Source organism: Synechococcus sp. NOUM97013, from assembly GCF_014279815.1.
In the GTDB taxonomy this organism is placed as follows: Bacteria; Cyanobacteriota; Cyanobacteriia; order PCC-6307; family Cyanobiaceae; genus Synechococcus_C.
Genome location: NZ_CP047941.1, coordinates 2,325,189 through 2,346,003, shown reverse-complemented (window position 1 = coordinate 2,346,003; position 20,815 = coordinate 2,325,189). Strand labels below are relative to the sequence as shown.

Sequence of the window (20,815 nt, the reverse complement as noted above, 5' to 3'; positions counted from 1 at the left end):
GAGACTTTGATTCGTCTCGAAACGGCTTCAGGAGCCAATTCCCAAGCTCTTTTAATCGTTCAAATTGTCGAACTTCAACTGGCTGACTTCTAACGGCTCTTCGCGTCCTTTGACCTGAATAGGGCCCCAATAGTCCAAGTTTAAGGATTGGCGGAATTCGGTTGGGAGGAGTTCCAATGTGGTGCTGGAGATCAGAACGCGCAGTACTCCTTTATGGCGATTTTTGTCATAGCTTTCTAGTCTTGATGCGCAGTTCACAGCGTCTCCGATCACTGCGTATTCGATCCGTTCAGTGCTTCCCATCGAACCCACCAGTGCCTCACCGGAGTGAATGCCCATGCGCACGCGCATGGTGGGTGTTCCTTCGGCCTGGAGCTTCACGTTGAGATTCTCCAGTCCCTCTTTGATTTCAAATGCGGCTTCAATCGCCGCCTGAGCTTCTGCCGATGGATTCCCTGGTAACGGCACCCCGAAGACGGCCAACATCCCATCGCCGGTGAATTTGTTCACCATGCCGTCCCTTTGGGTGATGGCGGGCACGCAGATTTCCATGCTGCGGTTCAACCAGTCCATTAACTCCGGCGGACTCATGCTTTCGGACACAGTGGTGAATGAAGCGATATCTGTGAACAGTGAAGTGATCGGTAGCTGTTGTCCTTGGAAACGTCCGTTGCTGAGCAAGGAGTCGCGTTGTTCCCAGAGTTGTTGCGCAACCGCCGGCGATGTTGTTTGGCCGAGTAATTGTTGAATTTGTTGGGAGTGTTGTTGGCTTTCCATGCCACGGCGCAGCCAGGCAGCACCGCTGAAACTGAGTAGACCTGTGATCGGCATTGCCATGCCGATCCAGATGTGATTCCAGAGCAGTGCTGAGAGCCCAGCAGCGGTTCCGCTGGCCACGAGGCCAACAACAAGAATGCTGACTCGTTGCTTTGGGATCCGCTCTCCGAGCAGCAGTCCGGTGCTGGCAAAGCCGATCACCATCAGCAGATTGCCCCAGCCAGGCATCAACCAACCCGCTTGAAAGCTTCCGTTGCGCTCGTCCATCAAGGTGGCCAGCCGGTTGGCATGCACTTCCACACCCGAAATTGTGAAAAGCCGCTCGCCCCGGTTAAACCGCGTGTGTGGCATCTCGAAGACATCACGAAGAGAGGGTGCTGTGCTGCCGATCAGCACGATGTGGTCCCGAAGCATCGCTTCCGGCACCTCACCGTCGATGATCTCCGCCAAGGTGTAGGTCGCGAAGCTTCCCGGTTCGCGGTAACGCATCAACCGCTGCATCCCGAGCCCCGCATCAATTTCGTTGTGATATCCACCACTATTTGCCGACAACCATGGGCCTTGATCCGCACCTGCATCCAAGGCGTCCCGTAAGGATCGATCGCCGGTGGCGACTTCCAGCACGCGCAATGGAAAGGCCACCGTTGCTTCGTCCTGTCCTGTGACATGCACCAGATCTCGACGCACCACTCCATCAGCATCCAGGGTGAGGTCGTTGTACGACTGGCGTTCGACCGGTGTGCCGGGAACAGCTGCAATGCCGGCAGCTACGTTGAAAATGGCCACCAGGGTTGGCTCATCACGGAAGCGGTCACGCAGGCATTGCTGCTGTTCTCCTACACCCTGGTCTCGGTAAATGTCGAAGCCGATGGCGGCGACGCCGCTGGCATTGAGCGCGTCAAAGGCTTCGCAAAAGATGCTGTCATCAATGGGCCATCCAAAGCGTTGGATGTCGCTTTCTTCAATGCCCACCACAGTGATCGGTTGGTCTTGCCTTGAATCCTTGGATCGCTCACTTGTGATCAGGTCATAGATCACCAAATCAAGAGTTTGGGCCAAGCCCGTGCTGCGCAGAAGCACCAAGATTCCCAAGGCGGCGAGATAGGGGCCGGTGGATTGCAGCAGTTGGCGGAAGCGATTCATCGCCGGTTCAACCTTGGATGCGCCTGATTGGTCCCAGGTTGGCTCCTTATGTGTGGCTGTTCTGCATTCTGTGGTCGAACTGCAACGTTGGAAGTTCCAGTACCCCTTCGTCACCCTTCATGCGTTTTTCTGCAGTAGGCGTGCACAGGGACTGTCTGGTTCGCGACTCGTCGTGTGGCTTTGCCTCTGATTTGCGGTTATTGAGCAAGGCTGAACTCAGCCTTGATTGAGTTTCGAATTTTCCTGGTATTTGCCTCGTGTCGTTGCGTTTGTTGTGTGTCTCCCTCGGAGATTGAGCATTTAAATCATTATATTGTGATTATTTTGACTATTGGTGTATAATTGGAATTATGAGCTCTTTTTGAGCGGATTCTTTTTCTCTCAGGCAAATGACTGGCTTTCCTTGTAAGCGGATTGTTTTGTCTCTTGGGCTGCCCTTTGCTTTGATTGCTTCCGCAGCCCAGCCAGCAAGGTCGCAGATTGCAACGTCAGGTCGGTTTGAGACATCCATTAATGGCGGGTCTGGTACACAGTCCTGCGTTTCGGGTGTTTGTGCCATTAGTGGTGGAACCGATGCTGGCTCGAATAAATTTCATCGTTTCACTTTGTTTGATGCAAATAGAACTTCCGAGTCTTCCATATCTGGAGTGACAATTGAAACAGACTCCCAGAGCAACGTCATTCTTGGAGTGGCTTCGTCATCCAACGGCTTCAATCTTAGTGTTCCCTTGAGTCTTGACTCGAATGCCAACTTGTTCATTGTTTCCCCTGATGGCGTTTCTTTATCAACAGGTGCTTCCTTCTCCAATGTTACTGATCTGACGCTTGCTAATCTCTCCGCATTCCCGATCGGTGTAGGACAGTTTTCGGTTAATTCAACTAAAAGTGAAGTTGAATTGTTGACTGGTTCACCAGTGCTTAGCCGTACAAATCCAGGCTTGTCAACTGTTGCGTCCAATTCCCCGATCACCATTAGTGGCATCACGCTCTCTGTTGATGGCTCGTTGTATGTGCATGCAAATTCTGATTTAACAGTCTCGAATACGGTCCTCAATGCATCGTCTACTCTTGATGTTGGTGGCACGCTTTCAATTGCTGACTCAATACTTGACGATAATTCGTTGATCTCGCTCTACACAGAATTTGGTGATATCGATATTGTTGATTCAAGTATTAGCGGCAATTCGAGTGTGACCATTGATAGTGGTGCCGATTTTGTATTTTTTGGTTCCGATCTGATTGGGAATTTGCCGTACACAAGCTCGCAATTTCTGTCCAGCTTTGAAGTTGTTGATGCACTGCCTTTCTTCACGATTCAAGCTGTTGGGATGATTGATATTGATGATTCAAGTTTTGACCTCAATGGTCCCTTCACATTGATCTCGTCCACGTCTGACCTTTTAATTACTAATTCTGATTTCTTGGATAATCTCTATCCTTACTTGGAGTCAATTGAGGGTAATGTGACGTTTGACAATTTAGCGTTGTCTAACAATGCTTACTTTGACGTCACTGCCTTTGCTGATGCCACTTTTTTGAGTTCTTCCGTGGCTGGAAATGATCTCGTGTTTCAAGCTCTGCAGGGCGATGCTGTGATTTTCAACTCTTTGGTTGAAGGCAATGATCTGCTGATTCGTGCTCCGCAAGGAGACGCAAAGATTGTCAGCTCAGACCTTTTAAATAATGTCGCCACCGTGCGATCTACCGACGGTGATGCATTAATTATTGATTCAAATTCAAGCAGCAATGTTTTGGATGTTGTCTCTGAATCTGGTGATGCTGCCATCGTTGATTCTGATGTCGTTGATACTGATGTTGTTGTTGTTTCCACCGATGGCGATTCAGGCATCGTTGATTCGAGCGTTGTGAATACCGTGGCCGATGTGGGCTCTGAAACGGGTGATGCAGCGATTGCAGGCTCTGAAGTGATCGGGAGCGACGTTCTCGCTATTTCTTCTGAGGGTGATGTTGTTGTTTTGGGATCGAATGTTGATGAGAGTGTGTTTGAGGCTGCGGCGCTGACGGGTAATATTGATGTTTTTAACTCCGAGTTTATTAATAATCAAGAGCTTGCCTTTGTTGCTGATTTTGATGTTGCGATATCAGAATCTTCTGTGAGTGGTAATGAGCTTGTGGTGATTGATGTTGGTAATGATGCGCTGATTGACTCCACGACCATGTCTGACAACGAAGGTCTGGTGGTGGATAGTGCTAATGATTTAATCATTGCGTCTACAAATGAGAGTGAGAGTGGTTTAGTTGATATTTCACTAGGTGGTTCGACGCAAGATTCAGGCTCTCTTGGCCCAGAGACTTCCTCTTCAGACACATCTTCTTCGTCACAACAATCGTCATTGTATGGATCTTCATCTTCATCTTCATCTTCCTCTTCCTCTGAGTCGGATGGAGACAGCACGAGTGCAACAGGATCGAATTCTGAATCAGCTGCCGAGACCAGTTCGGATTCCGAATCTGAATCCAATGCTGAGAGTTCTACTGATGAAGGTGGCAATGAAAACGCATCCACTACGGCGACGAATGAAGACGCTTCTGATTCACAATCGGGTGAATCAACCTCCAGTGAGCCCGGAGACTCATCAGCTCCTTCCTTCCAGATTTCAACCATTGATGCAAATGTTGTTGCTTCAAATCTGAGGGATTCGATTGATTCCAATACGGTAGAGGTGCTTTCGGCTCTCGGTCTTGATGACATCAGCCCTATTCCTGCCAGCGAGTTGACACCGGCACGCATTTCCCAAAGTTTGAATGATGCACGTCAGGTTTATCAGTCCCTAAGTATTTCTGCACTGGACCAATCGACATCGATCATTGCCAGTGAGCTCTCTAGTAACAGTGCTTTCATCAGCTCAAGCTCATCCGAGTCAGAGTTTAACCCTGCTTTTTTAAATATTTCATTTACCCAAAACTCTGATCTTGGTGTGGGTGATTCTGCGAAGGGGTTTGTTGATCTTACTTTGATCACATCAGATGGAACCGTGACTGGTCGACGTACAGAGCTTCCTGTCGCAGAATTTTCAAATCTTCTGCGTGGTTTTTATGGAAAAATTACCAGTCAACGTTCATTAGATCCTGCTCTTCAAACATCAGAAGCATCACGGCTGTATTCATTGTTTCTTGAGCCGCTTCAGGATGTGATGACCACCGAAAAAATCACAACTGTCTTAGTTTCCGCTGACCGTGGTCTACAAGCAATTCCTTTCTCTGCGCTTGCCCGACAAGGACAATACACTGTTGAAAACCTTTCATTCTCGTTTACACCTTCGCTATCACTCACTGATTTATCCATACCACTGGCAAATTCTGAACTGGATCGAATTCTGATCATGGGCTCCACCCAGTTTTCGGAATTATCCCCGCTTCCATATGTGAATCAAGAAGTTGAAAATATTGGTCAATATTATGGTGGTCAATCTGTGCTTGGAGAACAGTTCACTTCATCGAGGGCTGTTTCAGATTTACGTTCATCGAATGAGTCTCTGATTCATTTGGCAACCCATGCTGATTTCAAAGGAGGAAGTCCTGATCAATCAATGATTTATACAATTGATGGCTCAATTTCTTTTGAAGCCTTCAAGTCGATACGTCGTAATCGAGAATTGAATCCTATCAACTTGTTTGTTCTCAGCGCTTGTCGTAGTGCTCTAGGCGACAGTGATAGTGAAATGGGTCTTGCTGGCTTGGCTCTTCAAGCTGGTTCCAAGAGTGCCATTGGTTCCCTTTGGTATGTGGATGATTTGGCTACTTCAGCATTCTTCTCACAGTTTTATCGCTATTTGAGTCGTGGAGTGTCTAAATCGACCGCGTTGACGCAGACCCAGCGCGACTTCGCTTCGGGAAAAATCAAGATTGAAGGTTCAGACGTTGTTTTCGAAGCCGGTGATGTCCTTTTGTCGGGTCTGTCTGCATCGCAGAAATATAATTATCCAAGCGACTTTCGACATCCATTCTTTTGGTCTGGATTTATTCTGCTTGGTACGCCCTGGTAATAGCAGACTATTAAAACTGGAATGTCACCTTTGAGTAAATTCCGTCACCAATAATCCAGTCGTTCCACAGTCCTTCATTGTCATCCGTATTGAATTGACTCGCCCAACCAAGATCAACAACGAGTTGATTTTTATGTTGCCATCTCAATAGCATTCCATAGGAACCAATTGTGTCGCTGAATGTTTCTCCCAGACGTGTTGTCGTAATTCCTCCCGCCCCTCCGAAAGGGACAAGTTTGAACTGGTTATTTTTTAATTTTAGGAATGACCATTCCAACTCTAAGTTGCTGATCCAACCGTTGTCACCACTGATCAAGGTTCCGGGCAACCCTCTTAAGCCGTTGTCGCTGCCGACGCCAAATCCCATACTGCTGGTTAAAGGGTTGAATGCATATTGTCCTCCAGCAACAGCCTTTGCAATCAAGTTCCGATCGATGGCCCAGAGCCCTGTTGCATAAGCGCCCACTGCTTGTGCACTACTTGGTTGAATTCCAAGTGTTTTGAGGTTATTCAGTTCATCGGGGCTGCTGAATGAATTGATCCCCTGTAGTGCATAGATCTGTCCCGTCCAAGACAGTGAATTTCTTGCACCTTGATGCCCAAGACCGATGCGAGCATATCCACTGGTTAGGTCTCCATCAATTCCTCCACCGGCGATAACTGGGAACGTCTCATTTTTGTAGTAACTATTGTTGTGGTTTGCACTTACTCCGAGAAAAATATAGGTGTTCGTTGATTCAGTTTCTAAAAAGGTCCAATCGGTCTGGATTAATCCCTGATATTGTCTAAAGCTTAAATCGCGGAATGGTTTTGGATATTCAACCAGATAGCGCCTGCTCGCGCCAAAAGATCCTGTCACTCCCCATGTTCGGGATAACGGGTAGGTATAGCTGATGGAGCCAATGCCAGCACCAAGTTCTGGGTCTCGGTCAATATTTAATTCTCCATAAAATTGAAATTGATCGCCTCGAGCGAAGAGATCTGATTTTTGCAGGACAGCTAAGCCTCTCCACTCGCCGCTCCCCGCATTTCCATCATTCCGAACGGACGACAGCCCTCGCCATGGTTTTGCTGCGACTTCCGCTGTGATGTTTAGTGTTGCTTTCGTTGGATTGCTGCCTAGTTTCCCAATACTTCCTGAGAGGCTGCTGACGATTCCCAAGCGCTCCAGATTCAGCAGTGCATTTTTGATTTGGATGATGTTAAAGGGTTGATCAAGAAGTGGGGCTAATTTATCTTTGATTTCTCTGGCAAGCTCTTCATTTTTAGAGTTGACATTGATTTCAACTAATTTACCAGGAATGATGATCAACTTGACCTGTCCATCGATTTCCTCGGCAACGACGCGTGTATTGATGTATCCATCTATTTGCAACTGAGCATTGAGTTGATTGACGCAGCTGTTTTCGAGGCTGGTGTCGACCGATAATTCGCAGTTTCTCAGGATTTGCTTTGTTCTTTCAGCATTGTATGGGGATGAACCCTCTAATTCGATCGATTGTCCATCGCTTTGCTCATTGATTTCGCTTTCATTCTGTTCTTCTTTTTGATCCTCCACCTCTAACTGAATGGCGTCATCGTTTGCAGCAGGACTCTGTCGCTCAGGTATGCGTGCTGGTCCGGGTTGGATCGGAGGTGCGACTAGTTGGGCTAAGAGAGGAAACATGACGACTGAATTGAGTATGAGCCCTGCAGCCTCGACTTCATTCCTGTTGGAGGGACGCTGCCAAGATGAGCAATGCTTTTTATCGTGCCATTGTAGTTGACTCAGTCATGTAAATGAATTCGCCTTTGGCTTATGGCTCATTGCCTGAGCTGACACTTTCTGCAAGTCATTCCTTTTATTTGATTCTGGACTAATGCCATTATCGCGATCATTGGGTTGATTGGTTTGATTGATGCCCTTGTTGCACTCTCCTCAAGAACTTTTATATATTGACTCATCGTTGGTCTGTTGATCAATTTCTAAGTAAGCCTGTTTTGCTCACTCGTCTTGTCGTGTCGCGCTGATGACCCCTCTCCATAAGGCGCCGTCCAGGTCGACCATTCTTCGTTCTTTTGTGGCGAGCTTGATAGGCACATGTGTAAAGAAGTTGTTCCAGTATCCAATGACCAGGTTGGTTTTTCCACTCATTCCGGCATGAACAGCATATTCTGCGAGAAGATGGCATAACACGGCATCTGAAGCGTTCGCCGCAACGCTTCTAATGTGGTAGCTGGGGTCGAGGTATTTGATGCTGATCGGAATGCCCTTGCTTTTGAAGTGAGTTGTAATTTCATTTTTTAGTAGCTCGCCGATATCGTCTTTTAAAATATTTCCGGATGCGTCTTGTTTCTTCTCGCTGTTTTGGAAGAGCTCTTGCCCTGCTCCCTCTGCGACGACGATGACTGCATGATTGTTTCGATCCAGCTTTTGCTCCAAATCTCTGCAGATCCCATCGGTCCCGCCGATTTTGAATGGTGTTTCAGGGATTAAGCACACGTCAACCACTGAATTGGCCAGTGATGCTGTTGCTGTGATGAATCCTGAATCTCGACCCATCAATTTCACGATGCCAATGCCATTCTCCGCTCCCTCCGCTTCGTGGTGGGCTGATGTGATGATCTCTGATGCGACCTGAACAGAGGTCTCAAAGCCGAAGGTTTTTTCAACAAAGCCAAGATCATTGTCGATTGTTTTTGGCACGCCGACGACGCTGATATTGGCCTTCCGTTGTGTTGCTGCCTCTGCGATCGCCCGAGCCCCTTTTAAGGTGCCGTCTCCACCGATGCAAAAGAGTAAATTGATCCCTTTGGCTTGAAGCGTGTCAACCATTTTTTCAGGGTCTTGATTCCCCCTTGATGATCCAAGAATAGTGCCACCTTGCTTGTGAATCTGGTCGACAAATTTTGAATTTAATCGAATTGGATCGTGTTCAGATGCCTCAGTCAGTCCCTTGTATCCATATCTGATGCCATGGATTTCTTCGACTCCATAATCTTGCTCAAGGACATTCACTAATCCTTTGATCACGTTGTTTAAGCCGGGGCACAAGCCGCCGCAGGTGATGATCGCTGCTTTTGTTTGAGCGGGATTGTGGAAGATCTTTCGACGGGCTCCTGCTTTTTCAAATGTCGGAATCTCTTCGCATGTCTCCAGTTGTCGCTTCAGGTTCTTCAGTTGGCTTGAGAAGATGATTCTTTCTCCTTCCTCCACGAAGACCTCTTTGCTGCTTGGATTGGCAAACTGCGCTTCCCCCAACTGTTCAATCTCGAAATTGAACCCAGCGGGGTTGTTGAGCACTTCTTCGTATGCCATCTGTATCGAGGTGACGCATTGCCCCAATCTGACGATGCCTGCTTGTGTTTGCAACGCGTTTCGGTTCGTTGACCTCCTTGTATCCCTCGCTGCCGCTCTGTCTGACTCCTGTCAGGATCCTCCAAAGCTGCAACGTTCAGTTGGGGTTGTCGTTTCGCGTTCAGGCTCTATCCCTCGCCATTGCTGGCATCGTTTTCTCGGGTCTACCGTCAAGAGCCATTCAGCCTCGCATTGTTGAGGTTCCCAATGGACCTGCTTTTGTGCGACTTCCCGGTATGTCGGAGGTTGATGCCATTTCCGGGCAAGTGCTCAGTACTGATGCGCTGTTGCGAACGACGAAGCCTGGGCGAATGCAGGTGATGCTTGGGACCGGGCGTCAATTCAGGATGGGAGGTGATGCTCAGCTACGTCTTGGCAATTCCGGTGTTGAGCTGATCAAGGGAGCCATCATTGGATGGATTAACCCCGGCACGCAAAATCGTGCCCCGTTCACGATCAAGACACGTCTGGCCACAGCCTCGATCCAAGGCACCACCGTTTTCATTCAGTACACCGATAACCAATTCAAGATTTTCAGTTGGGAAGGCAAGGTCACTGTCACGACCAGTAGTGGACAGCGTTTTACGTTGAACAGTGGTCAGCAACTGTTGTTGGATTCCGAGTTTGTTGGTTCCATTACGGATCTTTCCCTGGATGCTGCGCGTAATGCGATCTGGGCCCCGCCCGTCGTGATTCCCGAGGCAGACATCGAGCGCCGTCTTCAGAAGAGTCGTCTGATCAACGGCTTTTCTTCCCCTCTCGACACCTTGCCCGTGATCGAGCGTGAATTGGGCGTCATGGCCCCTTCGCCTTGAAAGGCTTGATCCGTCAGCGTTTGATCGCCATTGCATGGCGCGCATCTCTCCTTGCCCCACTTGCACTCTTGCCGTGGTTGACGCGCCTGGATGCAGCCAGTCGGCAGCTTCTTTTTCAGGTGCGTGGGCCAATTCCTCTGGCTGAAGATGTTGTTTTGCTGGGGATTGATGAGGCGTCACTCGACCCTCAGCTCACTGAATTTGGACCTTGGCCTTGGCCGCGAGCAACGCAGGCAGCATTGGCACGTGAGGTTCTTCGCCTTGGGGCTGCGCGTGTTGTGTTCAACATTGTCCATGCCGGCCCCAGTCGTTTGGGTTCAGCCGATGACATGGCGTTCCAATCGCTGTTGAAACCCTGGCAGGACAAGGTTGTGCTCAGTGCGTCCTTGGTGCGTCAGCAAGCACAGGATTTCGAGCAGGTCGAACTGCGTCGTCCTTGGGATGCTTCGTATCCAAGTGGTCTGTCCGCATTCTCGATGGACGACTTCGGCGTTGTTCAGTCGGTTCCGGGCACAAAGCAATTGCAGTTGTTGCTCGCGCCATTCCCGACTCCCCACCCTGCCTCATTGGCTCACTTAGGAGCGGGTGTCTCTCCGTCAAAGGGAGACGATGGGATCGATTTTCTTGGCCCTAGTGAATCGATTCCAGTGATTCCTGCCTGGGCAGTCAGTTCGCTCCCTGAAGACACTTGGCGAAACAAGATCGTCATCATCGGTTCGACCGCTCCGTCCCTTGGCGATCAGTTGGAGACGCCATTTGGACAGCAAAGCGGATCTGAGGTGCTGTTATCAGCGATTTCAGGTCTGCGCAGCGGACGTGGTTTCCGAAGTTTGGATTCCTTCCCGCTGGCGTTGATCGTGATCAGCTGGTTGTTGCTGTGCAATTGGCGTCTTGCCGCGCCTTCGACTGCTTCCGGCTCCGCGATTTCCGCACTGCTTCTGGGGTGTTTTGCGATGGGGCTGACGACTTTGGCTTGGCTTTGCGGGTTGTGGTTGCCTGGAGCGGCCTTAACGCTGATGCCATTGGTGGCTGGCGCCGTGCGGTCTGGTGATCTGTTCCAGAAGGAGAGTGCTCAGCGTCGATTTCTTCACTCTGTTCTGTCCAGGAGGGTGTCTCCAAACCTCCTGCGCGACATGTTGCGCTCAGGTCAGGAGAGCTGGATGCGCTTGGGCGGAAGGCGTGAGCAATGTGTGGTGCTGTTTACCGATTTGGTCGGATTCACGGCCCGCAGCAATGTGATGGATGCAGAGGGTCTTTTCCGTTTGTTGAATCGCTATTTCGAAGCGATTGCTGCACCTGTGCTTCATGAGCAAGGCCTGCTGGACAAATTCATTGGTGATGCCTTGATGGCCGAGTTCGGTGTTCCTGTGCATCGTGGAGAACGTGCTGAAGCATTGGCTGCTGTGCGCGCCGCCCTGGCCATGCAGGCCAACTTGGATGCACTCAACCGAGAGCTGGAGATGGAGGGTCAAGCTCCGTTACGCCAGGGCATCGGCATTCATTGTGGCGAAGTGATTGCCGGCAACCTTGGTTCAAGCGATCGTTTGGAGTACACCGTGATCGGGGCCACGGTGAATCTTGCGAGTCGACTGGAATCGTTGACACGACAATTTCCCGAACATCCGATCTTGATGAGTGCGGATGTTCGCGACTTGCTAGATGACGATGTTGTTGTAGAGGAATTGGGCGATCATTCCGTTAAGGGTTGGCCAGAGCCGATCACTGTTTTTGGCTTGATTGCTCTTCGGTCCCAGCCTTGATTATGTTCAACCTTCACCCGGCTTCGACGACCTTTTTTTGTCCTTTGACGTAGGCCTCTAGCACGCGATTGGGAAGGGGGTCGTGATCAGCCTTTCCAGAGAGAAGATAATCAAGAATCGCCTCTCCGCTTTGAGGGTTCGTGGCAAAAGGAACTTGGTAGACGTCGCAGAGTCGTCCAAGGGCTTCGATGTCGGCGTGGTGCGGGTGTGACGAGAGTGGATCTCGGAAGAAGATGACGCCGATGATGTTTTGTGTGGAAATCAGAGTCCCAACAGCCTGGTCCCCACCCAAGGGACCTGAAGCGACTTTACGGCTGAGGCATAGGCCTGTTTTTTTGAACAGCATGCTGCCGGTCGTTCCTGTCGCAATCAGAGGGAATTGTTCCAGCTTGTTGGTGTGCATGCTGCAGAACTCCATCAGGCTTTCTTTCATGTTGTTGTGGGCAATGAGGGCCAAGTATTTGCGCTTGTCTGTGTAGGTTTCGGCGGCATGCTGCTCGGCACGGGCCCGTCCGACAGCTTTGAAGATTTCTCTGAATTGCAGTGCCAGTCTCTGATTGGTTTCCAACAATGCATGGAAGTCGTCGATGCTGAACAAGCCGACTTTTGTGGCCTCTAGGGCCTGAACGCTGGCCACCCGCGTTGCCTCTTCAGAGAACATGCTTTCGCCAAAGCAGTCCCCAGTTGTCAGGATTGCAATCTGTCTTTCGTCTTCAATGATTTGAACCCTGCCACTGATCAGAAATGCCATGCAGTCAGCGGGCTCGTCTTTGTGCATCAAAATCGCATTGTCGTCGAATGATTTGATCGACATGTGATGCGCCAGGACGGCGATGTCTTCGGCGCTGAAGGAATGCTTCAGGTTCCCTTCATCCTGGAGCGTTGAGATCAGCTCGTTCCGGTCCATCGAGACGCCGCGTTTTCCCAAACCTTAAGTGCATTGTCCGGATCGGGCTGTGTTGTGACTAAAGCCGCGGTTGTTTGGTTTTGATCAGGCTTTTGTCGCTGCGTCTGCGGCGCTTGAGCTGGCTCTTTGCGTCTGCCAGGCAATTGTGCCGCCTGCACAGTTCTTCAAGTGTTCCGGCGGCATCGCTCACGCGTCAATGTGAGTATTTCGATGACGTGATCCGTGCACTAAGCATGAATGCATTATCCAGCGTCGATGGGCTCATCCTGTCGACACAGGACGGCAGCTTCCGGCAATAGAACGTTGTGTGGATTCAGCTCCTGTTGATGCTCCTGGTGAGTCATCGCTGTCCTCTCCGAGTTCTGCTTACTGGTCACTGTTCACGGCAAGTTTCAGCTCTTGGCGCCAGTCCTGCAGAGGCCTCTTCCATCCTTCCTCAAGCTTGCACGCGATCACCAGATCAGCATCCAGGCCCAGTTGAAAGCCTCGTGCTAGGGCTCGCAGCATCGGTGCCAGTGGCTCGTTGTCCTGAAGCGCGGCCAACATGCCGCCAAAAATCAGCATTACGGCCAAGGGGGATCGTGTCTGAGCAAGGTTGAAACCTTGCAAGCCGAGCTCGCTGTCGCCGTCGATCCCGAAGCCTGTGAGCACGTGGATGATGTCGTGTGTTTCCCGGAGCCTGTGGGTGATGTACTCAGCGTCATTGCTGATGGGGGACGGGTCGATCAGTGCGTCCGGTGTGATGCCCTGGCTGATCAGCTGATCGGCGTAGCAGCGTCCGAGGGTGCCTTCCGGAAGTTTCTGCAGTTCGCCCAGGTCGATCGCCTTGGGTCGCCAACCTTCCTTCACCAGTGCACCGAACTGGGGGTGCCCGAGCAGGTGCCGCTGCATCTGCTCAGCCAGTGGGCTGTCCTTCACGCTGTTGGCGACAGCAAACACGCTGTCGAGCGAGCCAGGGTTTTTGAGAAACGTGGCCAGGCTGGCCACCATCTTCAGGCTTTGCAGGCGTTCCTGGAGTTTGAGCTGCATGACAGTGCGGCTGTGGCGTGTGTGTGGTGGAACTTGGGGCTCGTGATTCGATTAATGGACCTGCTGACCGGTGGTTTCCAACCATCCAATGCAGCAACAAGGGCACAACCGTCTCATGCCGTTTTTTGGGCCTGCCCCAGTCGTCTCAACCGTTGTGCCGTGCTGAAGAGTCCTGGATCAGTGCAGCGTTCTAGTTCACTGCAGCAGCGTTCCAGTGATGCGTCATGGGCTCGGTCCAAGGCCTCTAAGGCTTCCAGAACCAGTGTCAGATGGCTGTTGGTTTGACGGCAGCGGTTGCTGCTCAAGGCCAACAGTTCCATCACTAGGTCGCTGTCATAGATCGCGGCCTGCAGCAGATCATCCGCCTGAACCACCAGGATTTCTGCGGGTCCTCTGCTGACTTTGACGGTTGCGCTGTGGTGTTCATCACCGATCAGCGCCATTTCTCCGACGAGTTCATTCGGGCCGATTCGGGCGATCACCTGAGGGCTGCCACCGGCTTCGCAGCGCTCCACTGTCAATTCCCCTGTTTGCACCAGCAGCACCCGTCTGGCCGGACTGTCCTGTTCGATCAGCACCTCACCCACTGGAGCCATGAGCGTTTCATGGCTGACGGTGGAGAGATGGGTGTTCACCAACATCCGCAGTCGGTCACGAATTTGGCTGAGCTTTGGGTTGTCGCTCGTCATGCGTGGCGGGGTACCGCTGCACGCATGCTGGCCTCTCTCGGCCGATCAGGCACCCTCCCCGGTTTGAGCGTCACGTTCTGATCGAGATCACGCTTGTTCTGTTGTCGGCGGCCCACTTCTGCGTTTTGTCGGCAAGCTGGACTTGGCCACTCCGGTCGTTCTGGTCTGAATCATGTCTGCGCTCACGCCTGAGGATCTCGTGGCCATGCCTCTGTTCGCAGAGCTGGCTGAAGAACAGCGCAGCCTGCTGCTGGATCGCCATCGTGAGACGAGCCATCAAGTCGATCAGGTGATCGTGATGGAACAGGACTGGGGTGAGTCGCTGTTCCTGATCCGTGAGGGGCTGGCCAAGGTGCGCACTTACACCGCAGATGGTGATGAAGTGATCATGTCGTTGCTGGGTCAAGGCGATGTGTTCGGTGAGATGGCCGCTCTCGATGGTGCGTCGCGTTCGGCCGATGTGGTGGCGCTCACGCCATTGCACCTGATCAAGTTGCACTCGGTGCCGTTTGTGGCTCTGCTCGGTCAGCAGGCGTCGTTCGCTCTTGCCTTGGCGCGCTTGGAGGCTTCGCGTTTGCGTGATCTCAATCAGCGCTTTGCGCTGCAGAGCGCCGATGCCACCACGCGCCTGCTGGATGCCTTGGCCTACCTCGCTCGCAAAAGTTCTCGCGATCAGAATCCTCAGGCGGAGATCCCACTGCTGGCCCAACGGGAAATTGCTTTGCTGGCTGGATTGGCGCGGGAAACAGCGTCTCGCACGCTCAGCAAGCTGCGCAACCGCGGCACCGTGATAGAAACCAACGGGCAGTTCCGGATCGTTGATCTGCAGCCACTGATCCAACGCGGGTTGTTGCCTGGTTAGACGCGTCAGGCCTGCAGATAAGTGCTCTGCTGCAGGCTGCTGGTCACATGGTTGATCAGTCGTCGTGCATCGCTGACGGCCAGGCGTCCATCTCGGATGGCCGCTTCGCTCGCAAGTCTCAGCCGTTCCAGCATCTGGTCGGGGTCGTGTTCCATGGCCTTGAGAACATCGGCGTTGGTGTCACCCCGCACCACGTGTTCCAGTTGATAACCACCACCGGGTGCCAGGCGGATGTGCACCGCATTGGTGCTGCCAAACAGGTTGTGCAGGTTGCCCATCACCTCTTGGTAGGCGCCGGCCAGGAACAGGCCGACGAGGTAAGTCTGTCCCGGGGCTGGGGTGTGCAGCTCCAGCAGCGATTTGCTTTGGCCGCCTTGAATGAAGCGAGCCAATTTGCCATCGGAATCGCAGGTGAGGTCCGCAATGCTGCCCAGTTGTTCCGGCTGTTCGTGCAACCGATGAATGGGCATCACCGGGAAGAGTTGATCGATGGCCCAGGTGTCCGGTGCCGACCGAAATACTGAAAAGTTGCCGTAGTAAGTGCTGGCCAGGCTGGCGCGCAGACTGCGTAGCGCGTCAGGACTGTTGTCATCGGTGGGAAGCAGCTCGACGATGCGTCGGGCGCATGCCCAGGCCAGTTGCTCTGCCCGTGCCCGCTCGGGAAGTCGCAGATAACCGAGTCGGAAGGCGCTCAGCGCATCCTCTTTGAACTTGATGGCGTCATTCCAGGCTTCCTGCAGGTTGGCTTCGGAGATGCCGTCGAGGGTGTCATGCAGATTGCGGACGATCAGGGGGTCGTCGTCCCTGCGCTGTGGACGCTCGTCGGGAGCGCCACCGAGGCCCAGGATGTCGAACACCAGCACACTGAATTGACTGGCGAGGGCCCGTCCGCTTTCGCTCACCAGGGTCGGGACCGGCACGCCACATGGTTCACAGCACTCCTTGATGGTTGCAACGACGTCGTTGGCGTAGTTCTGCAAGGAGTAGTTGGTTGAGGCTGCGGTGGCGCTGCGGCTGCCGTCGTAGTCGATGCCAAGGCCACCACCGACGTCGAGATACCCCATCGGGGCTCCAAGGCGGTGCAGTTCTCCATAGATCTGCCCGGCTTCCTGCAGGGCATCCTTCAGAACCGCGATGTCGTTGATCTGGCTGCCGATGTGAAAGTGCAACAACTTCAGATCGTCCAGCAGTCCTGCGCTGCGCAGTCGTTCGGTGGTCTCGAGCAGTTCCGGAATGGAGAGCCCGAACTTGGCCCGATCGCCCACGGAGCTGCCCCAGCGGCCTGTGCTGCGGGTTGAGAGCCGAGCCCGGATTCCGATCATTGGTGCGGCGCCCAGTTCCTGGCTGGCGGCGATGATCCGCTCCACCTCATCGGGTTGCTCGATCACCACCACGGGTTGCCGCCCGAGTCTCCGCGCCAGGATGGCGGTTTCGATGTAGCGCTGATCTTTGTAGCCGTTGCAGATCAGCAAGGCCTCTGGATCGTTCAGCAAGGACAGGGCAATCAGTAATTCAGCTTTGCTGCCGGCCTCGAGGCCGAAGTGCCAGCGCTGACCGGCTTCCACCAGCCGTTCCACCACGTGGCGCTGCTGGTTGCATTTCACTGGGAACACGCCCTGGTATCGGCCGCCGTAGCCGTAGTGCGCGATCGCTCGGTCGAAGGCCGCGTGCAGCCGCTCGAGACGATCCTCCAAGATGTCGTCGAAGCGGATCAGCAGCGGCAAGCCGAGATCTCTGGCCTGCAAGCCCTCCACCAATTCGATCAGATCGATGCTGCCTCCTCTGTCCCCGCGGGGCTGCACCGTCACATGGCCGCGGGAATTGGCCGCGAAGTAGGTGTCACCCCATCGGTCCAGACCGTAGAGATCCGCTCCGTCCTGGATGGTCCAGGTGCCAGCTGTATCGGAGCGTGCCATCAGCGTCACTCAGCGCTCCAGGAGCATTCGCAGCAGGAATCTAGGCAGAGTTGTCGTTCAGGACAGTGCACCGGTAGCCGGTTGGCTTGCCAATCGGGCCGTCGGCCACGGACGATAGCGGCGGTTTTATTCGTTGTTATGGCCGCCGAACGCACCTTTATCGCCATCAAGCCCGATGGTGTTCAGCGTGGACTTGTGGGTGAGATCGTTGGGCGCTTCGAGCGCAAGGGTTTCAAGCTGGTCGGTCTCAAGCAACTGACCCCCAGCCGTGAGCTGGCTGAGCAGCACTACGGCGTCCACAAGGAGCGTCCGTTCTTCGCTGGTCTTGTGGAGTTCATCACTTCCGGCCCTGTGGTGGCGATGGTGTGGGAAGGCGATGGTGTGATTGCCAGCGCCCGCAAGCTGATCGGTGCCACCAAGCCCCTCGAGGCTGAGCCCGGCACGATCCGCGGTGATCTGGCTGTGAACATCGGCCGCAACGTGATCCACGGTTCCGATGCCCCCGAAACAGCCCAGTTCGAGATCGGTCTGTGGTTCCAACCTTCCGAGCTGAGCGAGTGGACGCCTTCCGATCAGGGCTGGCGCGTCGAGGGCTGATCTCGACACCCTTAGAGCTCAAAAAAAACCGCTCTGCAACAGCAGGGCGGTTTTTCTTTGGATGTGTTGATGCACGCTTCAGACCACATCTGCAGGTGCTGCGGCGATGACCAGAGCGGAGCCACGATCGGGCCCGGCGATGGATGGGCTCGCTGACACTGAATTGAAGTTTTCAGCGGAGGCCTCCACAGGCGTGGTGCTTACGGCAGGGCTTGCGTCCAATTCCGGCAGAGCGGAGATCGTCACCGGTGCTTCGAGTCCTGCAGTCGCCAGATCAAGAGCGGTGCTGGTCAGAGGCTGGTTGGCCTCCATTGCCATGGTTGTGGCCTCGTTCGCTGGGGTTGCAGCAGGCATCGGCAGCGGTTGAACCATGCCGTTGACGACGGTCTGATCGGCGCCGATTCCGGTCACGGGGTCAACATTGGTGTCGACCGCGAGTTGGTCATCGAGCGTTGCTTGGAGCACAGGGCTCTCAATCGGTGTCTCCACCTCAGACCCTGAAACGTCTTCTGACTGTTGCTGCTGATTGAGAAGGAAGTCGTCTTGATTGATCAGAACGGAATCAAGGTTGTTGCTGCTGAAGGCCGAGGTTTGGACTCCCTTGAAAACAACAAGAGCGGTGTTGCCTTGTGCTTCCTGGGAGGCGCCATCAGCATCGAAGAAGAGCACGCTGTCGTTTCCGTTCTGCTGGAAGCTCAGGAAGCCATCGGTAAAGATCGATTGCCCTTTCAGGCCCACTCCATAGCGGCGCAGGATGTCGTCAACATTGACGCTGTCTCCATTGATTCCTGTGGTGAAATCCTCGAATTTCAGGGCGTCACGAAGATTCAATCCTGAAACTGCGTCTTCCAATTGCGCCGACTCAATGACGTTCGGTTCGACCACTTGGGCGATCGCTGCTTCGGCCTTGAGCGCTGCGTCCTCGTTGCTTTCCAAATCGTTGTTGTCGGCCTGCAGCAGGCTGGCGAAGTAATTGCGGGTCAGCTGCAGTTGGTCGGAACCCTCTCCGGAGACATACGAAATCCGGGTGCCGCCATCGACTTTGAGCACGTCGTCGTTGGCTCCGCTGTCAATCTGGAGTTGATCGGTTTCGAGTCCTGAGATGCGGATGGTGTCGAAGCCATCACCGGTTTGGATTCGGCTTTGCAGAACATTGCCCTCGATCTCGATGGTGTTGTCTCCTGCTCCGGCATCGAGGCTGCTGTTGCGCATGGCCCAAGCCATTGAGTTGCGGCCGTTGGCAGTGGCGCGAATTCGAATGAGGTCGTCATCGGAGCCAGTGGTGGCTGTGGAGGCATCGAGGCCCAGGGCGAGAGCTGTGCCCCGGCGGTTGAAGGCTTTGGCGTCAATTTCAAAGGTGTTGTCTCCAGCGCCAAGGTCGATTTGTGAGTTCAAGGCGCTGTAGGCGGCAATCGTTCCCGTCGTGTTGCCGCGGGCATTGGCACTCATCCGCAGGACGTCTTGATCCGCGTCAGCTGTGATCGAGCTGTTGTCGATGGCAAAGGCGGGGTCGACACCGAAGGCAAGGGTTGAGGCACGCAGGTCGATGACGTTATTGCCGCTCCCGGCATCCAGGGAGCTGTTACGCAAGGCCCAGGCATAGGTGTACTGACCGCTTGCGTTGGCCTGAATGCGAACTTGGTCATCCCCGCCTCCGGTGGCCAGATCCGAGGCATCCAGACCAACGGCTTCAGCGGTTCCGCCGCGGTTGGATGCGGTGGCACGAATATCGATGCGGTCCTTGTCGGCGCCTGTGTTGGTGCGTGAATTGACGGTGCCGAAAGCCCCAACGGTGTCGGTGCTATTGCCGCGAGCTTCCGCGTTGATGTTCAGATTGTCGCGCCCGGATCCAGTGTTGGCTTCGCTGTCGCGCAGGCCGGCTGCCTGAGTGTCTTTGCCAAAGGCTCCTGCGCTGACCCGAATCAGGTCGTCGCCACTTTCCGTCTCCAGCAAGGAATTGTCGATGGCAACGGCGTCTGCAATGCCACGGCTGTTGGTTGCTGTGCTGCGGATCTCAACTCGGTCGTTGTCTGCACCAGTGTTGGTCTGGGCGTTCAGCGTTCCGAATGCCGCGATGGTGTCCGTGGTGTTGCCGCCTGCCTTGGCGAAGATGCGCAGGCTGTCTTCACCATTTTCAAGACGGAGACTGCTGTTCAGTGCTCCATACGCAGGGTCAAAGGCTCCAGCGCGTGTGGTGGCCCGTAGTTCCACCGTGTCGTCGCCGTTGCCCACATTCAGGGTGCTGTTGCGCATGGCCCAGGCATTGGTGCTGAGGCCACGGGCATTGGCCTGAATGCGCACGATGTCGTTGCCGTTTTCGGTTTCCAGAGTTGAGGAATCCAGGCCAACGGCTTCGGCATAACCGCTGCGATTCACGGCACTCGCGAAGATTTCCACGCGGTCGTCACCTGAACCCGTGTTGGTTTGGGAGTTCACCGTGCCGTAGGCCGCAATGGTGCCGGTGGTGTTGCCACGGGCGTTGGCGTTGATGCGCAGAGTGTCTCGACCATTACCGAGATTGATGGTGCTGTCCTCTGCGCCGTAGGCGGGATCAAAGGCTCCAGCACGTGTGGTTGCCCGCAGTTCAACGTTGTCGTCGCCGTTGCCCACATTCAGGGTGCTGTTGCGCATGGCCCAGGCATTCGTGCTCAGTCCGCGCGCATCAGCCTGAATACGAACAGAATCATTCCCATCCAAGGTGGAAACAGTGGAATCATTCAGTCCTGTGGCTTCGGCGTAGCCGCCACGATTGAAAGCGCCAGCGCGGATGTCAACGCGATCATTGCTGTTGCTTGTGACAACGTTTTGTGCATCAATGGCGACGCTTGAAACAGATGGTTGGGTGCCCACATTGCGTTTAAAGGCCCTGGCAATGAAATTCATGTTGGTAAGTGTGAGTGGAGCATGTGCTCTCGAACTCATTCACCATCGGCGCGATATTGCTTTGTTTTGTTGATTCAAGTCAGCGTTAATTGG

The 20,815-nt window shown here is 53.5% G+C and carries 13 protein-coding genes; 5 read left to right on the top strand and 8 right to left on the bottom strand.

The annotated features are described in order from the left end of the window. Nucleotides 1-51: 51 nt before the first annotated feature. On the bottom strand, nt 52-1,920 hold the full coding sequence (locus SynNOUM97013_RS12680) for a CHASE2 domain-containing protein (protein WP_186480101.1): 1,869 nt from the start codon (nt 1,918-1,920) through the stop codon (nt 52-54). 389 nt (nt 1,921-2,309) lie between these two features. Between SynNOUM97013_RS12680 and SynNOUM97013_RS12675 the strand changes: the two genes are divergently transcribed. Next, on the top strand, nt 2,310-5,927 hold the full coding sequence (locus SynNOUM97013_RS12675) for a CHAT domain-containing protein (RefSeq protein ID WP_186480100.1): 3,618 nt from the start codon (nt 2,310-2,312) through the stop codon (nt 5,925-5,927). A gap of 10 nt (nt 5,928-5,937) precedes the next feature. Here SynNOUM97013_RS12675 and SynNOUM97013_RS12670 read toward each other — a convergent pair whose 3' ends face one another. Together SynNOUM97013_RS12670 and SynNOUM97013_RS12665 are read right to left on the bottom strand one after the other, a co-directional pair. Beyond that, nucleotides 5,938-7,485 (bottom strand): ShlB/FhaC/HecB family hemolysin secretion/activation protein, encoded by a 1,548-nt coding sequence (locus tag SynNOUM97013_RS12670; protein WP_186480099.1) that lies wholly within the window; start codon nt 7,483-7,485, stop codon nt 5,938-5,940. Between the two features lie 426 nt (nt 7,486-7,911). Beyond that, entirely contained in the window at nt 7,912-9,225 is a 1,314-nt protein-coding gene (locus SynNOUM97013_RS12665) for an ATP-dependent 6-phosphofructokinase (protein ID WP_186480098.1), read from the bottom strand. Between the two features lie 140 nt (nt 9,226-9,365). Between SynNOUM97013_RS12665 and SynNOUM97013_RS12660 the strand changes: the two genes are divergently transcribed. Continuing rightward, entirely contained in the window at nt 9,366-10,079 is a 714-nt protein-coding gene (locus SynNOUM97013_RS12660; RefSeq protein WP_186480097.1) for a FecR family protein, read from the top strand. Further along, on the top strand, nt 10,076-11,839 hold the full coding sequence (locus SynNOUM97013_RS12655; RefSeq protein ID WP_186480096.1) for an adenylate/guanylate cyclase domain-containing protein: 1,764 nt from the start codon (nt 10,076-10,078) through the stop codon (nt 11,837-11,839). The genes SynNOUM97013_RS12660 and SynNOUM97013_RS12655 overlap by 4 nt, the downstream gene beginning before the upstream one ends. A 13-nt stretch (nt 11,840-11,852) precedes the next feature. On the opposite strand, the gene SynNOUM97013_RS12650 is transcribed toward SynNOUM97013_RS12655, so the two are convergent. The 3 genes from SynNOUM97013_RS12650 to SynNOUM97013_RS12640 all read right to left on the bottom strand — a co-directional run bounded on the left by SynNOUM97013_RS12650 (nt 11,853) and on the right by SynNOUM97013_RS12640 (nt 14,464). Beyond that, on the bottom strand, nt 11,853-12,746 hold the full coding sequence (locus tag SynNOUM97013_RS12650) for a methylglyoxal synthase (protein ID WP_222929826.1): 894 nt from the start codon (nt 12,744-12,746) through the stop codon (nt 11,853-11,855). Between the two features lie 366 nt (nt 12,747-13,112). Beyond that, a complete protein-coding gene (locus tag SynNOUM97013_RS12645) occupies nt 13,113-13,775 on the bottom strand; it encodes a Coq4 family protein (RefSeq protein WP_186480095.1) in 663 nt (220 codons plus the stop codon). A gap of 113 nt (nt 13,776-13,888) precedes the next feature. Next, nucleotides 13,889-14,464, bottom strand: a complete 576-nt coding sequence (locus tag SynNOUM97013_RS12640) for a cyclic nucleotide-binding domain-containing protein (RefSeq protein ID WP_186480094.1) — start codon at nt 14,462-14,464, stop codon at nt 13,889-13,891. A 172-nt stretch (nt 14,465-14,636) separates the two neighbouring features. On the opposite strand from SynNOUM97013_RS12640, the gene SynNOUM97013_RS12635 reads away from it, so the two are divergent. Continuing rightward, a complete protein-coding gene (locus tag SynNOUM97013_RS12635; RefSeq protein WP_186480093.1) occupies nt 14,637-15,326 on the top strand; it encodes a Crp/Fnr family transcriptional regulator in 690 nt (229 codons plus the stop codon). A gap of 5 nt (nt 15,327-15,331) precedes the next feature. Here the strand turns inward: SynNOUM97013_RS12635 and speA are convergent, their stop codons facing one another. After that, nucleotides 15,332-17,242: a biosynthetic arginine decarboxylase gene (gene speA / locus SynNOUM97013_RS12630; protein ID WP_186480092.1), complete on the bottom strand. Its 1,911-nt coding sequence runs from the start codon at nt 17,240-17,242 to the stop codon at nt 15,332-15,334. Nucleotides 17,243-17,380: 138 nt separating this feature from the next. Here speA and ndk point away from each other — a divergent pair, with 138 nt between their 5' ends. Further along, nucleotides 17,381-17,839, top strand: coding sequence for a nucleoside-diphosphate kinase (gene ndk, locus SynNOUM97013_RS12625; protein WP_186480091.1), 459 nt, complete (start codon nt 17,381-17,383; stop codon nt 17,837-17,839). A gap of 78 nt (nt 17,840-17,917) precedes the next feature. On the opposite strand, the gene SynNOUM97013_RS12620 is transcribed toward ndk, so the two are convergent. Further along, nucleotides 17,918-20,722: a hypothetical protein gene (locus tag SynNOUM97013_RS12620; RefSeq protein ID WP_186480090.1), complete on the bottom strand. Its 2,805-nt coding sequence runs from the start codon at nt 20,720-20,722 to the stop codon at nt 17,918-17,920. Nucleotides 20,723-20,815: the final 93 nt, after the last annotated feature.

What these genes read in the sequence shown, in the direction of transcription:
- SynNOUM97013_RS12680 (WP_186480101.1), bottom strand. Translation starts at nt 1,920, where the DNA reads ATGAATCGCTTCCGCCAACTGCTGCAATCCACCGGCCCCTATCTCGCC.
- SynNOUM97013_RS12675 (WP_186480100.1), top strand. Translation starts at nt 2,310, where the DNA reads ATGACTGGCTTTCCTTGTAAGCGGATTGTTTTGTCTCTTGGGCTGCCC.
- SynNOUM97013_RS12665 (WP_186480098.1), bottom strand. Translation starts at nt 9,225, where the DNA reads ATGGCATACGAAGAAGTGCTCAACAACCCCGCTGGGTTCAATTTCGAG.
- SynNOUM97013_RS12650 (WP_222929826.1), bottom strand. Translation starts at nt 12,746, where the DNA reads ATGGACCGGAACGAGCTGATCTCAACGCTCCAGGATGAAGGGAACCTG.
- SynNOUM97013_RS12645 (WP_186480095.1), bottom strand. Translation starts at nt 13,775, where the DNA reads ATGCAGCTCAAACTCCAGGAACGCCTGCAAAGCCTGAAGATGGTGGCC.
- SynNOUM97013_RS12640 (WP_186480094.1), bottom strand. Translation starts at nt 14,464, where the DNA reads ATGACGAGCGACAACCCAAAGCTCAGCCAAATTCGTGACCGACTGCGG.
- SynNOUM97013_RS12635 (WP_186480093.1), top strand. Translation starts at nt 14,637, where the DNA reads ATGTCTGCGCTCACGCCTGAGGATCTCGTGGCCATGCCTCTGTTCGCA.
- speA (WP_186480092.1), bottom strand. Translation starts at nt 17,242, where the DNA reads ATGGCACGCTCCGATACAGCTGGCACCTGGACCATCCAGGACGGAGCG.
- ndk (WP_186480091.1), top strand. Translation starts at nt 17,381, where the DNA reads ATGGCCGCCGAACGCACCTTTATCGCCATCAAGCCCGATGGTGTTCAG.
- SynNOUM97013_RS12620 (WP_186480090.1), bottom strand. Translation starts at nt 20,722, where the DNA reads ATGAATTTCATTGCCAGGGCCTTTAAACGCAATGTGGGCACCCAACCA.